This window comes from Flavobacteriales bacterium (assembly GCA_030584065.1).
Taxonomy (GTDB): domain Bacteria; phylum Bacteroidota; class Bacteroidia; order Flavobacteriales_F; family PHOS-HE28; genus PHOS-HE28.
Map to the genome: position 1 here is coordinate 2,862,875 of CP129489.1, position 15,739 is coordinate 2,878,613.

At 64.5% G+C, this 15,739-nt stretch carries 12 protein-coding genes; 7 read left to right on the forward strand and 5 right to left on the reverse strand.

The genetic code is table 11. The features are described 5' to 3' along the window. Window position 1 precedes the first annotated feature (1 nt). Together QY325_12065 and QY325_12070 are read right to left on the reverse strand one after the other, a co-directional pair. The gene (locus QY325_12065) at window positions 2-1,336 is read right to left on the reverse strand and encodes a hypothetical protein (GenBank protein ID WKZ65494.1); all 1,335 of its coding nucleotides are present in this window, start codon (window positions 1,334-1,336) and stop codon (window positions 2-4) included. Next, a complete protein-coding gene (locus QY325_12070) occupies window positions 1,333-1,818 on the reverse strand; it encodes an RNA polymerase sigma factor (GenBank protein WKZ65495.1) in 486 nt (161 codons plus the stop codon). The genes QY325_12065 and QY325_12070 overlap by 4 nt, the downstream gene beginning before the upstream one ends. Window positions 1,819-1,953: 135 nt before the next feature. Between QY325_12070 and QY325_12075 the strand changes: the two genes are divergently transcribed. Both QY325_12075 and QY325_12080 read left to right on the forward strand, forming a co-directional pair. Then, window positions 1,954-2,796 carry a glycosyltransferase family 2 protein gene (locus tag QY325_12075; protein ID WKZ65496.1) on the forward strand — a complete coding sequence of 281 codons (843 nt, stop codon included), beginning with the start codon at window positions 1,954-1,956 and terminating at the stop codon, window positions 2,794-2,796. Then, window positions 2,796-3,317 carry a serine acetyltransferase gene (locus QY325_12080; protein WKZ65497.1) on the forward strand — a complete coding sequence of 174 codons (522 nt, stop codon included), beginning with the start codon at window positions 2,796-2,798 and terminating at the stop codon, window positions 3,315-3,317. Before QY325_12075 ends, QY325_12080 begins: the two co-directional genes overlap by 1 nt. Here QY325_12080 and lepA read toward each other — a convergent pair. Then, window positions 3,304-5,091 carry a translation elongation factor 4 gene (lepA, locus tag QY325_12085; GenBank protein ID WKZ65498.1) on the reverse strand — a complete coding sequence of 596 codons (1,788 nt, stop codon included), beginning with the start codon at window positions 5,089-5,091 and terminating at the stop codon, window positions 3,304-3,306. The genes QY325_12080 and lepA overlap by 14 nt on opposite strands. Before the next feature lie 139 nt (window positions 5,092-5,230). Here lepA and QY325_12090 point away from each other — a divergent pair, with 139 nt between their 5' ends. From QY325_12090 to QY325_12110, 5 genes are all read left to right on the forward strand, one after another. Further along, window positions 5,231-5,788, forward strand: a complete 558-nt coding sequence (locus tag QY325_12090) for a sigma-70 family RNA polymerase sigma factor (protein WKZ65499.1) — start codon at window positions 5,231-5,233, stop codon at window positions 5,786-5,788. Further along, window positions 5,778-6,827, forward strand: a complete 1,050-nt coding sequence (locus QY325_12095) for a hypothetical protein (GenBank protein WKZ65500.1) — start codon at window positions 5,778-5,780, stop codon at window positions 6,825-6,827. Before QY325_12090 ends, QY325_12095 begins: the two co-directional genes overlap by 11 nt. A 106-nt stretch (window positions 6,828-6,933) precedes the next feature. Beyond that, window positions 6,934-9,438, forward strand: a complete 2,505-nt coding sequence (locus tag QY325_12100; GenBank protein WKZ65501.1) for a PKD domain-containing protein — start codon at window positions 6,934-6,936, stop codon at window positions 9,436-9,438. A 92-nt stretch (window positions 9,439-9,530) separates the two neighbouring features. Next, window positions 9,531-10,484, forward strand: coding sequence for a methylenetetrahydrofolate reductase [NAD(P)H] (metF, locus tag QY325_12105; protein WKZ65502.1), 954 nt, complete (start codon window positions 9,531-9,533; stop codon window positions 10,482-10,484). A 29-nt stretch (window positions 10,485-10,513) separates the two neighbouring features. Next, a complete protein-coding gene (locus QY325_12110) occupies window positions 10,514-12,454 on the forward strand; it encodes a M1 family aminopeptidase (GenBank protein ID WKZ65503.1) in 1,941 nt (646 codons plus the stop codon). Here the strand turns inward: QY325_12110 and QY325_12115 are convergent, their stop codons facing one another. Both QY325_12115 and QY325_12120 read right to left on the reverse strand, forming a co-directional pair. After that, on the reverse strand, window positions 12,455-13,039 hold the full coding sequence (locus QY325_12115; GenBank protein ID WKZ65504.1) for a riboflavin synthase: 585 nt from the start codon (window positions 13,037-13,039) through the stop codon (window positions 12,455-12,457). Continuing rightward, on the reverse strand, window positions 13,039-15,660 hold the full coding sequence (locus tag QY325_12120; GenBank protein WKZ65505.1) for a gliding motility-associated C-terminal domain-containing protein: 2,622 nt from the start codon (window positions 15,658-15,660) through the stop codon (window positions 13,039-13,041). The genes QY325_12115 and QY325_12120 overlap by 1 nt, the downstream gene beginning before the upstream one ends. Window positions 15,661-15,739 lie beyond the last annotated feature (79 nt).

Below are 15,739 nucleotides of genomic sequence, written 5' to 3' on the forward strand. Positions count from 1 at the left end.
CTCAGCGGCGTGCGCTGATCGCCAGGTTGCGGCCGAGGCGCAGGTTGAAGCTGCGGCTGCGGCCACCTGCATCGCGTGCCACCTGCAGGCCGGCGCGGTCCCCGCCAAGCGTGCGCAGACCCTTGTCCACCGCAGCAATGGCATCGTCGGCATCAAGGGGGCGACCGGCCTCGCTCGGCTGCTCCAGCACACGCTCCCGCAGCGTAGCGGCCAAGGCCTGGCCTAGCGGAAGGGCCTCCGGCTGTGTGGGCCGGAGGAGGCGGATCGCCTGGGAGGGTCCAGCAATGGGCCCCTCGTGGGCCAGCGCTTCCTGACCCATCGGCCGCGTCTCTTCGCGAAGTCCTATCGGCGCAGGCTCTTCCTGGGCAATCATCGGCGCAGGTTCCGGCGAGGGCTCCGGCACGGCCTTGGGGCGCTCGGACCTGCTGGCAGGCGCAGTACCGGGCTCAGGATGGGGCGATGCCGCCGTGCCCAACGCCTGAGAGTCCTCCTGCCCGGCCTTGGGTTGAGCCGCGATGGGAGCCGAGCGCTGCTGCCGGCGAGCCGAGGGCGGGGTAATTGGTGGTATCGATGTACTCACCGATGGTCCGGCTGCGAGCTTCTGCTTCGGCTCCTGCACTTGCCACCAGGCCGTGACCATAGCGGCCAGCACGGCAGCGGCTGCAGCCCACCGGACCAAGGGTCGTACGCTGAAAAGGCTCACCACCCGGGCCTCGCGCTTCAGCGAGGACTTGTCCGGATAGACGATTGCCTCTGGTGCGATGCGCGTGCGCTGCAACAGCAGCCATTCCCGGGCAGCATCCTCGTCCTGCTCCAGGAAGGCGGAAAGCGCGGACTCCTGGCCCGGGTCCAGGTCCCCTTCGAGGCGGGCTACCAGATGGTCCTCAAGCGTGTGGCGGCCGACCGCTCCCTTGGGGGGAAGCTCGCGGACCAGGGAATCCCGCCCCGGAAATGCCTCATAGCCCGGCACCAGCTTGGTGGCCGCTACGAGGCGTGCCAGGCGTGCGTCCTCGGGGTGTGCCATCAGGTGCTGCTCCAATGCCTCTTCCTGAGCCGGGGTGAGATCACCTTCCAGCCGTGCCACAAGGTAGTCCTCGAGGGTAGCGCGGCTGATCGCACCCGTGGGAGGCAGCGTGCGCTTGAGGGCTTCTTTCTCCTCGCCGTGCAGGCTGTCCGCAGCAGCGTCCAGCGTGGGCCACTCTTCGGAGCCCTGATCCAGTTCCGGATGCGCCAATAAGAACACCAGCAGTTCGTGCTCCTGCGCTGGCGTGAGCCGTCCCTCCTGGCGGTCGAGCAGCCAGGCCTCGTAGTTGGTATGGTCGATCCGCTGCTTCATACCACCAGGTCGAGCTGTCCGATGTAGGCCTTGAGCGCCGTGCGGCCGCGGTAGATGTACACCTTCACCTGTGAGAGGTTCAGGCCGGTCAGCTCCGCGATCTCCTCGTAGGCGTAGCCCTCCAGGTCGCGGAGGAGCACTACGCTGCGCTGGATGGCGGGCAGCGTGGCCAAGGCCTCCTCCAAGACCTTCTTCAGGTCCGGCTGCGATGGGCTGGTGTGCCGGATCGCCTCGTGATGCGCTTCCATGGGCCTCGTTCGGCTTCCTTTCCTCACCTCGTCCACCATGACATGGTGCGCCGTGGTGAAGAGGTAGCTCTTCGCTTTGGCGCCTTCCACCTGATCCACCCTGGCCCACAGCCGGGTGAAGCTCTCCTGCACCACATCCTTGGCCAGATCCTCATCGCGCAGGTGCTTCAACGCGAAGCGATAGAGCCCATCGGCATAGGCATCAACGGCAGCGTTGTATTCGGCGACGGTCATCGGCGAGGGACCCGGTGATGATGATGCGACGGCGCAGCGAACGGAAAGTTACAGTCCCGCCTGTTGAAAGATCCGTTCATGCCGAGTGCGCCATCACGTCGGCGCGGCAGTGGCGATCCCCCAGCTTTGCCGGCCATGAGCACATTGCGCGGCGGCCGCCGGGAACGGGGCCTCCATCCATCGGCCAAGGCCGGCAAGCCCGTGGTGAGCATCGTGACCGTGGTATTCAATGGCGCCTTCACCCTTGAACGCACCATCCAGAGCGTGCTGGGCCAATCCTACCCCTTCATCGAGTACATCGTGGTGGACGGCGGCAGCACGGATGGCACCCTCGAGCTGCTGCGCCGCTACGAGGACCGGGTGGACCTATGGGTGAGCGAGCGCGACAAGGGCATCTACGATGCCATGAACAAGGGTGTGGCGCTGGCCACCGGCGAGTGGGTGGCGCTGATCAACGCCGATGACTGGTACGAGCCGGAGGCCGTGGCGCGCGCGATGGAGGCCGCGAAGGACCGTCCGGCGACCAACATCGTGCACGGCGACATCTGGATCCACTATCCAAACGGGCACAGGAAGGTGAAGCGCGCGCGGCAGAGCGGCTTCCTGCTGAAATACTGGGAGATGGTGCTGAACCATCCCAGCTTCTTCGTGCGGCGCAGCTACTACAAGGGCCGCCCGTTCGATGCTGCACTGCGGGTGAGCGGCGACCACAAGTGGACGGTTCAGGCCTGGATGGAATCGAGCGGCCAGTTCCTCTACCTGCCGGAGCCGCTGGCCAACTTCACGGCGGGGGGGGCCAGTATGCGGATACCGCTGAAGAAGGTGCTGGCCGAGGGGCGTCGCGTGAGCCGTGACATCGGCCTGGGACCCGGGGGCATGCTCCTGGGCCAGCTGGTGCGCGTGGCGCTCTACGTTCCGCAGTACCTCAAGCTCCTGTTCAACCAGTACATCTCACCTTTGGCAGGGAAGCGCGCGTGATGATGGGCAAATGGAACATCCTCCAGGACTGGGCCGCGAACAAGGGCAACCCCAAGGGCCGCGTGGTGATGCTCCTTTTCCGCACGGCGCACCTGCTGCGGCAGAACCCGGCGGTGGCGGTCCTTTTCTTCTGGTACTTCCTCCTCTACCGCGTGGGCGTGGAATGGCTGCTGTGCATCGAGCTGCCGTGGAAGACCCGGATCGGCGCAGGGTTCCGCATCGACCACGGGCAGGCATTGGTGGTGAATGACGGCACCGTGTTCGGCGCCGGCTGCACCGTGCGCAACAGCACCACCATCGGCAACAAGCGGTTGCCGGACGGCCGCTACAGCCGCGCGCCGCAATTCGGCGACCGCGTGGACATCGGTGCCAATGCGGTGATCATCGGCCCCATCACCATCGGTGATGACGTGGCCATCGGCGCCGGCGCCGTGGTGGTGAAGGATGTCCCGGCCAACAGCGTGGCGGTGGGCAACCCTGCACGCATCCTGCCGCGACGCGCACCGATCAATCCAGCTTGAGGACGGCCAGGAAGGCTTGCTGGGGCACCTCCACGGTGCCGATCTGCCGCATCCGCTTCTTGCCTTCCTTCTGTTTCTCCAGCAGCTTCCGCTTGCGGCTGATATCCCCGCCGTAGCACTTCGCCGTCACGTCCTTGCGCAGGGCCTTCACCGTCTCTCGCGCGACGATCTTGGCGCCGATGGCGGCCTGGATGGGGATGTCGAACTGTTGGCGGGGCAGCAGCTCCTTCAGCTTGGCGCACATCTTCTTGCCCAGCTCGTGCGCATGGTCGCGGTGGATCAGCGCGCTGAGGGCATCGACCTTCTCGCCGTTCAGCAGGATGTCGAGCTTGATCAGGTCGCTCTCCTTGCGGCCGATCGGATGGTAGTCGAATGACGCATACCCGCGTGAGATGCTCTTCAGCTTGTCGTAGAAGTCGAAGACCACCTCGCCCAGCGGAAGCTCGAAGGTGAGCTCCACGCGGTCCGTGGTGAGGTAGTTCTGGCCGATCAGGATGCCGCGCTTCTCGATGCAGAGCGTCATGATGGCCCCGGTGTACTCGGACTTGGTGATCACCTGCGCCTTGATGTAGGGCTCCTCGATCCGTTCGATGTGCATCACCTCGGGCAGCTCGCTGGGGTTGTGCACCTCCAGCACATCGCCATTGGTCTTGGTCACCAGGTAGCCCACGTTGGGCACGGTGGTGATCACCGTCATGTTGAACTCGCGCTCCAGGCGCTCCTGGATGATCTCCATGTGGAGCAGGCCCAGGAAGCCGCAGCGGAAGCCGAAGCCCAGCGCGGCACTGCTCTCGGGCGTCCAGGTTAGGCTGGCGTCGTTGAGCTTGAGCTTCTCCATGGCGTCGCGCAGCTCCTCGTACTCGTCGGTGTCCACGGGGAAGATGCCCGCCCACACCATGGGCTTCACGTCCTCGAAGCCCTTGATGGCCTCGGCGCAGGGGCGTTCCTTGTGGGTGATGGTGTCGCCCACCTTCACCTCGCTGGCGGTCTTGATGCCGCTGATGATGTAGCCCACATCACCGGCCTTCACCTCGGGCCGCGGACTGATGTCCATCTTCAGGATGCCCACCTCATCGGCGTTGTACTCCACGCCGGTGTTGAAGAACTTCACGCGGTCGCCCTTGCGGATGGTGCCGTTCATCACCCGGAAATAGGCAATGATGCCGCGGAAGGAGTTGAAGACGCTGTCGAAGATCAGGGCCTGCAACGGGGCGTTCACGTCGCCCTTCGGCGCAGGGATGCGTTCCACCACGGCCTCCAGCACCTTGTCCACGCCGAGTCCGGTCTTGCCGCTGGCGCTCAGGATCTCTTCGCGGCGGCAACCCAGCAGGTCCACGATCTGGTCCTTCACCTCCTCCGGGTTCGCCGAGGGCAGGTCCATCTTGTTGAGGATGGGGATGATCTCCAGGTCGTGCTCCAGCGCCAGGTAGAGGTTGCTGATGGTCTGTGCCTGGATGCCCTGGGTGGCGTCCACGATGAGCAGGGCGCCCTCGCAGGCGGCGATGCTGCGGCTCACCTCGTAGCTGAAGTCCACGTGGCCGGGCGTGTCGATCAGGTTCAGGATGTACTTCTTCCCGTTGAGGGAGTAGTCCATCTGAATCGCCTTGCTCTTGATGGTGATGCCCCGCTCACGCTCCAGGTCCATGTCATCCAGGTTCTGGGCCTGCATGTCGCGGTCGGCGATGGTGCCGGTCATCTGCAACAGGCGATCGGCCAGGGTGCTCTTGCCGTGGTCGATGTGGGCGATGATGCAGAAGTTGCGGATATGGTCCATGGCTGGGTCGCACGGCCGGAAGGGTCCGGAACGCGGGCCGCGAAGGTAGCCCTTGGGCTGCCGCGCCGCCATGGGCCGTACCTTCGGCAGGGCCAGGCAACCTCGGGGCCCCGGTTTGCATCATCATACACGGACCGTCATGACCGATGAGCAGCTCGTTTCAGGATGCGTCGCTGGCGACCCCATCGCTCAGAAGGGGCTGTACAAGGCTTATGCACGGAAGATGATGAGCATCTGCATGCGATACGCCGGCAATCGGGAGCAGGCCCAGGACATGCTGCAAGACGGCTTCGTGAAGGTGTTCCAGAAAATCGGACACTACCGTGGAGACGGCCCCTTGGGCGGCTGGATCGCCCGCACCATGGTGAACACCGCGCTGGACCATATCCGACGGAACAAGCCGTACGACCACAGCGTGGACCTGACAGCGGCAGAGCACCTGCACCAGGCTGATGAGCAGGCGGTTATGACCATGTCCACGGATGAACTGATGGACCTGATTCAAGCGCTGCCCACCGGCTACCGAACCGTGTTCAACCTGTTCGCCATCGAAGGGTTCGCCCACAAGGAGATCGCCGAGCAGCTCGGCATATCGGAGAACACCTCGAAATCGCAATTCATGAAAGCGCGGGCCTACCTGCGCAAGCTGCTGCCCAAAGAGACCGCAGCGCCCTATGCACACGACCATGAAGGATGACCTGAGCCACCTGTTCCGGGAGCGCTTCCAGGGCCACGAGGCCCCGGTAGACCCTGCGCTTTGGCAGGTAATCGAAGCACGGCTGCTGACGGCCGCGCCGCCCAGCGATCCGGTGAATGACCACTTCAGGCAACGGTTCGAACAGCACGAGGTGGAGCCCGACCCGGCTGTGTGGGAGAATATCAGCTCGAAGCTCGGGCAACCGGCGGCTGCAGGCAGTGGCATGCTGGGTGGCTACGGCTGGGTGGCCGCTGGCTTGGCTGGGGCCCTGGCCATCGGGGCTGTGGTGCTTGCGCTCACCCTGGGCCCTCCGGATGCCCCTGTAACAGCCGAAGCGGCAGCAGAATCCGTGGAACAGGCAGAGGCCTTGGCCCAACCCACAGCCAACCCGGTGGAACGAGCCCCCGAAATGGCCATGGCGCCCATTCTGGCGCCGAAGCCGGCAGCCAACGAAAAGACTGGGCGACAGGTCAATCCCATCGCCCAAGCACCAGCCCCTGCGCGTACTCCAATTGAGGCCACCGCCGACCCGGTCATATCCACAAGTGCCACACTGCCAGCCGGCGCCGAAGAGGAGCAGGTGGTAGAGCACATCATCCTGGAACTGACGGAGCAGGTGAAGCAGCAGGTTGCCGCCGAAGAGGCTCTGCGTCAATCTGCAGGTTCGCCCGCTACGGTTACAGCCACGGAGCCGGAGGTGGAGACGGCGGAGCCTGCCCCCCTCCCTTCCGCTTCACGGCCTAGGCTTCTGATGCCCAATACATTCACACCGAACGGCGATGGTGTGAACGACGCCTACAAGGTGGTAGCCGATGCCTCCTTGTCCAATGCCCTGATCCGGGTCTACTCCATCCAGACCAACCAATTGGTCTTCAGCGGGAATATGGGTGGGGGAACCGGGTCTGGCGAAATCGTCCTCTGGGATGGCGCCAACTGCGCGGATGGCATGTACATGGTGGCCGTGGAGGCCACCACTTTGGACGGCCAGGTGATTAGCGATGGCAAGGTGGTTTGGCTTAACCGGACTCCCATGAACTAAGGCTGGTGGGTTCCGCCGCCGGCGCATAGATTTGACGGCCTTGCCGGGCCCGTTAAACACCCAGGCAGGCCGCCAGCCCCGCTCGAAGCAACGATCGATGATGAAGATGAAAAAGCTCGCGCTCTTAACAACCCTTCTGCTGGCCACCCAACTCCAGGCGCAGTACACCATTGCAGATGGGACCGTGTCGGCCTGTTCAGGTTCGCTTTTGGACAGTGGGGGGGAAGGGGCAGGTGGTTACCAGAACAACGAGAACTTCACCACCACCATCTGCCCGGACGGCAGCGGGGGGCCGGCGATTTCCCTGCAGTTCTTCACCTTCAACCTCAGCACAGCCGGGTCCGCACCGGGAGATGTGCTCTATATCTATGACGGTGCTGACCTGTCCGCTCCCCTGCTCGGCCAATGGTCGGGCTCTGACTCGCCGGGGATCGTATCCGCCTCATTCTCGAATCCGACTGGCTGCCTGACGTTGGTGTTCGCCAGCAACGAGACCGGGACCGGTGTGTTCGCTTCGCTCATCAGCTGCGTGGTGCCCTGTCAGCCCCCCACGGCGGCTGCCACCTTTGGCAGCCCCGTGCCGTTGCTGGCCTGCCAAGGAGAGGTGATCACCTTCGACGGATCGGGCTCCACTGCGGTGGATCCTTTCACCATCGCGGAATACCGCTGGGACTTCGCGGATGGCGCGCTTGACAGCACGGGCGCGGTGGTCACCCACTCCTTTGCGGAGCCGGGTGAATACGTGGTGCAACTCACCGTGACGGACGATAATGGCTGCTCGAACACGAACCTGGTGGACCTCCAGGTGCTGGTAAGCACCACCCCGGTGTTCAATGGCACGGTTGTCAGCCCCATGGTGATCTGCGAAGGGGAGAGCATCGACCTCACCGCTGTAGCGACACCGGTCATGTGGTCCGCACTCCCAACAGTGAACCTGGGCGATGGCGTGACCATGCCCGACGGTTCCGGGGTGGCGTACACGTCCCAGTTGTTCTACACGCAGTTCGCCCCCGGTGCCACCCTCGCGAACCCGAACGATCTGCTCAGCATCTGTGCCAGCCTGGAACACAGCTACATGGGCGATCTGATCATCTCGATCACCTGCCCCAGTGGACAGACCATGACCCTTCACCAGCAGGGTGGAGGGAGCACATACCTAGGAGCGGCCAATGACACCGACCCGGGTTCCAGCCCCGTGATCGGAGAGTGCTGGGACTACTGCTGGAGCCCCACAGCCACCTTGGGCACCTTCGCTGATTGCGCAGCGTTCGGAATCACACCGAACGTGACACAGGCCGGCACGCCTGCGAGCAATGCACTGATTGCCGGCACCTACAGCAGCGTGCAACCTTGGTCGACCTTGACGGGTTGTGCCTTGAACGGTACGTGGACCTTCACGGTCATCGACAACTGGGCCATCGACAACGGGTTCATCTGCGACTGGGGATTGAACTTCAACCCCTCGCTGTTCCCGAGCCTCACTCAGTTCACCCCTGTGCTGGGAACCAGCACGCTCGACTCGGCCAACTGGGTGGGCAATGGGCTGGTCTCCAACCCCAATGATCCTTTGTCGGCTACCGCGACCCCGGTGGGGGTAGGCACGCACGATTATGTGTTCTCCATTACCGACAACTTCGGCTGCACCTATGACACCACCATCACCGTAACGGTGAACCCCGCACCCCAGGGCCCTATCACCATCGGCGGCAACCCGGTGATCTGCACGGACGGTGTGGCGTACCTGACCGCACCGCAGGGATTTGACAGCTACCTCTGGAGCCCCGGGGGATTCACCGGCACCAACGTGAACGTAGGCGCCGGCACCTATACCGTAACGGTCGCCTTTGGCAACTGCCCGCTGACCTCCGAGCCCATCACGGTCGTCGAGGTGCCGGTACCGACGCCGGTGATCACCGGGCCGCCCTTCAGTTGCGGCGGCGCATCGGCCACTCTTTCCACCACCGAGCCCTATGCCTCCTACCTCTGGAGCACGCAGGAGACGAGCCCCACCATCCTGGCCGGCACCGGTTCCTATACCGTGACGGTGACCACGGCGGAGGGATGCAGCGGCACTTCCGCCCCCTACAGCGTCCTCATCGCGAACAACCCCGTGGCAGGCTTCACCGCCTCGCCGGTGTCGCCCCAGCCCATGGGCACCACCGTTGATTTCACCGATGCCTCCACGGTCAACGGCGGCACCATCGTCTCCTGGTTCTGGGATTTCGACGACCAGGAGGGCTCCAGCACGGACCCGAACCCATCATGGACCTTCAATGATCCAGGGCCCTATGACGTGCTGTTGATCGTGACCACCACCGACGGCTGCACCGACACCATCGTGCAGCGGTACGACATCTTCCCGCCGGACATCACCATCCCAAACGTCATCTCTCCCAACGGCGACCAGATGAACGACTACTTCGTGATACCCAACATCGAGTACTGGGCGAATGAGCTCGTGATCTATGGCCGTTGGGGCAACAAGGTGTACGAGGCCACCAACTACCGCAACCAGTGGAAGGCCGACGATCTGCCGGATGGCACCTACTACTACGTGCTCAAGCTCCACGACAAGTCGGAGTATGCGGGCCACATCACCGTGCTGCGCTGATTCCGCACATCCAGCAGGAAGGCCCTTCGTTCCCGGAAGGGCCTTCCTACTTTTAGCGCCCGCCTGCCCGGCGCAGGCCAACCGGCCAATCCATGAAGGTCATCGACCACCTGCGGCGCGCGGATCGCACGCTCTTCTCCTTCGAGATACTTCCGCCCTTGAAGGGCAAGGACATCCGCTCCATCTACGAAGGCATCGACCCGCTCCTCGAGTTCAAGCCGAGCTTCATCAACGTCACCTACCACCGCGAGGAGGTGCTCTACAAGGACCGCGGCCACGGGCTGCTGCAGAAAGTACGCCTGCGCAAGCGGCCGGGCACCGTGGGCATCTGCGCCACCATCAAGGCGAAGTACAACATCGACACGGTACCCCATCTCATCTGCGGCGGCTTCAGCCAGGAGGATACCGAGGATGCCTTGATCGAATTGAACTTCCTGGGCATCGACAACGTGCTGGCTCTGCGCGGGGATGCCATCAAGAATGAGCCGCACTTCATCCCCGAGCGCGATGGCCATGCCCATGCGGTGGATCTCATCCAGCAGATCGCCAACCTCAACCGGGGCCGGTACCTGCATGATGAAGAGCGCGATGCGGCCGCCACCGACCTGTGCATCGGCGCAGCTTGCTACCCCGAGAAGCACCCGGAGGCCCTCAACCTCAACGTGGACATCGCCTACCTGAAGGCCAAGGTGGATGCGGGAGCCGAATACCTGGTGACGCAGATGTTCTTCGACAATGCGAAGTACTTCCGCTTCGTCGACCTGTGCCGCGAGGCGGGCATCACGGTGCCCATCATCCCCGGGCTGAAGCCCATCACCACCCTGCGGCACATCGCCTTCCTGCCCAAGACCTTCCGGGTGGACCTGCCGGACGAATTCGCCCGTGAGCTCGTGAAATGCCGCACCGACCTGGAGGTGAAGCGCATCGGCATCGAATGGACCATCGCCCAGGCCAAGGAGCTCATCGCCAAGAGCGCCCCCTGCCTCCATTTCTACACCATGGGACGCAGCGAGGCCGTGCGGGCGGTGGCCGCCAGCGTGCTGTAGCGGGTCCCGGCCACCGTAACTTCGGGGACGTGCGGCTCCTGGTGTGGTTATCGGTTGCCCTGTCCCTCGGCGATGCCTTGGGGCAGGTCTGCTTCGATCCTTACGGCATCGAGCGCATCGCAGCGGATGAGGCGGAAGCGCATGCGCGATGGGCGCCGCAGGCGCGCAGCGCGCCGAGCAGGGGCTTCGACATGGGCCACCACCGGCTGGAGCTGGCGGTGGACCCTGCCATCCGCGCCATCAGCGGAACGGCTGTGCACCGCATCACCGCCACGCAGGCGCTCGCTGAGGTCGTCCTCGACCTCAGCGGAGCGCTCGGCGTGACCCAGGTGCTGCGTGACGGGGCACCGGCCCCATTCGCGCACGAAGGCGACTCGCTTCGGATCACGCTGAGCCCGCCGCTGCCGGATGGCGAAGAGGCGGTGGTGAGCATCAGCTATGGCGGCGTGCCCCCTCTTCAATCCGGATTCGGCTCATTCGTGCAGGCAGAGCACGCCGGCTCGCCCATTCTCTGGACGCTGAGCCAACCCTATGGCGCACGCGACTGGTGGCCGTGCAAGCAGGACCTGAATGACAAGGCCGATTCGCTCGACCTGATCGTCACCACCACCGCAGGCAACCGCGTGGCGGGCAACGGGCTCCTGATCGACGAGCAGGATCTCGGCAATGGCCAGGTGATGTTCCATTGGCGCCATCGCCACCCCATCAGCCACTACCTCATCGCCTTCGCCGTGACCAACTATTCGGCGTACAGCGATTTCGCCGCGTTGCCCGGCGGGACCACGGTGGAGGTGCTCAACTACGTCTTCCCCGAAAGCGCAGCCGACTGGCAGGGCAGCACGCCGAACGCCGTGGCGCAGCTCCTGCTCTTCAGCGAGCTCTTCGGCGACTATCCGTTCGCGGATGAGAAATACGGACATGCGCAGTTCGTCTGGGGCGGAGGCATGGAGCACCAGACCATGAGCTTCATGGGCAGCTTCCATTACGAACTGATGGCCCATGAGCTCGCCCACCAGTGGTTCGGCAACCTGGTGACCTGCGGCAGCTGGGAGGACCTCTGGCTCAACGAGGGCTTCGCCACCTACCTCAGCGGCCTATGCTACGAATTCCTGGTGCCCGAATACTGGATGCCCTTCAAGCAGGGCCGCCGAGCCTTCATCACCTCGCAGCCCGGGGGCAGCGTGCTGGTCACCGACACCCTGAGCATCCCGCGGATGTTCGATGGCCGCCTCACCTATGCGAAGGGCGCCTACCTCCTCCACATGCTGCGCTGGGTCTGCGGCGATGAAGCCTTCTTCGCGGCCCTCAACAACTACCTGCTCGACCCGGACCTGCGCGGCGGAAGCGCCCTCACCGGCCAGCTCGTAGCCCATCTGGAGTCGGCCAGCGGAAAGGACCTCACGGGCTTCATGCACGACTGGTACGCGGGCGAGGGCTTCCCCTCCTACCAGCTGACCTGGGCACAGGACGCGGGGGGATCCGTAAGCCTCGCGCTCGACCAGACGTCTTCGCACCCGAGCGTGGAGTTCTTCGAGATGCCTGTGCCCATCCGCTTCACAGGTGGCGGCTCCGACACCACCATCGTGCTCGACCATCAGTACAGCGGCCAGACCTTCAGCCTACCGCTTCCCTTCCAGGCCGACAGCGCGCTCCTCGACCCCGAACTCTGGATCCTGAGCGGTCAGAACCTTGTGCTGAAAGTACCGGTGCAAGCCTTCAGGAACAGGGAGATGCTCCTGGTCCATCCCAACCCGGTCACGGACCGGGCGTGGCTGCACCTCGGCAACCGGTACAACGGCCCGGTTGAGCTGACGATCGTGGATGCCCTTGGCCGCATCGTGGTGCGGGAACAACCGACCGCGCACGAACAGCGCATCGCAATCGAGGCGGTCGACCTTGCTCCCGGTCTCTACACCGCCCGCGTGCAATCAACGGACGGCCGATCGGAGGTGCGCTTCCTGAAGCAGTGATCAGGACGCAGCGAGCATGCGCTGCACGTACTTACCCAGGACATCGTACTCCAGATTCACCGCATCGCCCGCCATGAGCGACCGGAAGGTGGTGTGCTCGAAGGTGTACGGGATGATGGCCACGCTGAAGGAAGAGCCGTCGAGCGCCGCGATGGTGAGGCTGACGCCGTTGATGCAGATACTGCCCTTGTGCACGAGCAGCTGAGGGTGGTCTGGAAGGTCGAACCGGAAGGCCCAGCTGCCGCCCTCGTCCCGGACGCCGATGCACCGCGTCACCGTATCGACGTGACCCTGCACGAGGTGCCCATCAAGCCGATCGCCCAGTCGCAGGCTGCGCTCCAGGTTCACGCCATCGCCCACGGCCAGGGAGCCCAGGCTGCTGCGCTCGAGCGTCTCCCTCACGGCGGTGACCTCGTAGGTCCCCTCGCCCAGGCCCACCACGGTGAGACAAACTCCGTTGTGGGCCACGCTCTGATCGATGCGCAGTTCCGCCGCCATCCGCGCCCGTACGGTGAACGTGCGGTTGCTGCCCGCATCGCGCAGCGCCACCACCTCGCCCACCTCCTCCACGATGCCGGTGAACATCAGTTGGTGCGCGGCGCAGGCCCGCTGCCGCTGATGTGCACGTAGCCGTTCAGCTGGGCCGGCTCATCACCGGCCAACCGGGCGTAGGTGACGGTGCAGGTGTAGTAATAGACGCCATCGGGGCAGGTCTCGCCCTCGTTGTTCAGGGTTCCGTTCCAGCGCACGTCGGGGTCCGTGGTGGTGAAAACCACTTGACCCCAGCGGTTGAAGACCCGGAGGTCGATGGCCTTCACCCCGCGATACGGGAAGGGCACGAACAGGTCATTCACCCGATCGCCGTTGGGCGTGAAGATGTTCGGCAGCGCATAGACAGGGCAATTGTCTCCGCATACCGGCTCGATGAATGCGCTCTCGTTGCCGACGGTGTCGATGGCCGTCACCTGGTAGCAGCCGGCAACGCTGGAGCCATTGACATGGGTGAAGCTGGTGTTGCCGGCTCCCACGATCGTCGCAATCAGCTGGTAGGGCGAGGCTGCGGTCTCCGCGAAGTACACGCGGTACTGGTAGGTATCGTCCGCGCAGCTCTGGTTGGGGTCGTTCCAGGTGAGCGTGTTCAAGGGCTCCTCGCAATCGTTGTCGAGCACCACCAGGGGCGCGCAAGGCGGAGTGAGGTCGCGCGGCGCGGCACAGATCTCCTGGCTGTAGTTGAGCAGTGGCGATGCGATGCCCGGCTCGCTGTAGGCCCCGATGCTCCGCACGCGATAGCAGTAGGTGGTGCCATTGCTCAACCCGGCCTCCGTGAAGCTGCCGCTGGTGCTGGTGCCCACCAGGGACCAGCTCCCGGCGACATTCCGATAGACCTCATAGAGGCTGTTCGTCCACGGCACGTCCAGGCTCCAGCTGATGGTGAGCTGCTCGTCGTTCGGGGCCGCAGCGAGGAAGACCGAGGAAGCCGGGCTGGCACTGCCGATGAAGTCGTTGCCGCCCGCTCCGAAGAGTTCCACACGGTAGACGTGCGCCTGGCCCTCGGTGTCGAGCCCGGTGTCGATGTACTCCGTATCGGGGTGCGCAAGGAACGGGTGGAGCGCGCTGGTGTGGATGAGGGTGCCTGCCGTGGCGAGGCCCGTGCCGCGGTAGAGCTTGAACTGGTAGGGGCCCGGCCGCGCAAGGGTGTCCAGGTCAAAGGCATTGCTCCAGCGCACGGTATCAACGCCGGCCGCTGAGCTGGTTGCGCCGACACTCACATGCGTCATCACCGGCACCTGACGGTCGAGCGTGGCGCAGAATTCCACGCTGGCGTAGCTCTCCGCGCCATCGGCGAAGAAAGCCACCACCATGTAGCAGTACTGATTGCCGATCACAAGCGGTCCGTTGTCGGTGTAGCTGGTCGTGCCCGAGCCCTGCACGGTAGCCAGCAGCGTGTAGCCGGTGTAGGCCGGCACCCCGGTCTCGCAGTTGTCAGGCCCGAACCCGTAGGCGCCCAAGCGCCGGTAGATGCGGTAACCGATGGCATTGGTGCAGATGCTCGGGTCCCAGTCCAGCGCGATGGAGGCGCCGCTGGGCGTGGCCGTGGGGTTGAGGGGCGGCGGTGAGACCACGGTGATGTTCACGGTGCGGTAGTCATGAAGCTCCACCTCGTTGTCATTGTCGCGCGCATCGAAGACCACCTGATAGGGCTGCAGCCGCACATGGGAGCAGTTGGTGTTCCAACTGAACACGCCGTTGACGCTCTGCGCAGGTGATGGGCTGACGAAGGTGGCCGGCGAACTGGGCATCACGAAGGGCTGGCCCAGCGCGGTGAGGGTGACGGCCTGGCCGGGGTCGGGGTCGCTGGCCGGTACGTTGAAGGTGAGGAAGGTGCCGGCCGTGACGCACGTGTCGCGCACCTGGCCGATTACCGGCGGCTGATTGGCGCAGGTGCGGACGGTCACCTGCATGTCGCGGGTCACCCAGCCCATGTTCACCAGCACGCCGTTCACGCGCCGCCACTCGTACACCCGGAAGGCCAGGTTGTATTCGCCCAGCAGGCCCGGATTGAGCCATCGGATGGTGCCGTTCACCGGATCGATGCTGTAGCTGGCTCCGTTGCAGCCCCCCACCTCGTTCGGGTACTGGTACCCTGCGATGGGCTGGCAGTTCAGCCCAAGGCAGACCACCGGCTCATAGCTCAGGCTATCGCCGTCGGGGTCGTACGCCGCGGGGTTGTGGATCCACGGCCGGCAGAAGCAGGCATCCTGGATGGGGGAGTTGAGGAAGCGCGGCGAGCAATTGTTCCCGGCCAGGGGCGAGATCACGAGCTTGGTCTTCACGCAGAAGCTCTGGTCCACCGAGCCGGGGATGTTCACCACACCGGCATTGCGGTTCTGGTCGTCGAACGAGAGGATGAATTCACCCGGGCCCGAGTACTGATGCGTGGCGATGTAGACATTGCGGCGCAGGTCCTGCTGCGGGAAATCCTGCGGCGCTTGGCGTGCCACCGATTGGCTGGTGCCATCGCCCCAGAACAGCGTGAGCTCGGGCCGGTCGGCCGGGGCCGAGAGCTTGCAGTGGGTGATGATGGTCGCCTCGTAGGTGTATCCGCCCACATGGCACACGATGATCTCGCCCGCCCGGTTGTGCGTGGCATGCACCGCCACCGCTCCCGGGAGGAGCAACATCAAGGCAAGCAGGCGCGTGCGCATAGGTAGAGGACAAAGTTCGGTGTTCCGACAGGGCCCACCGATGCCGGTACCGGGGAAATGTGCGCCGTTGGCAGGTGCA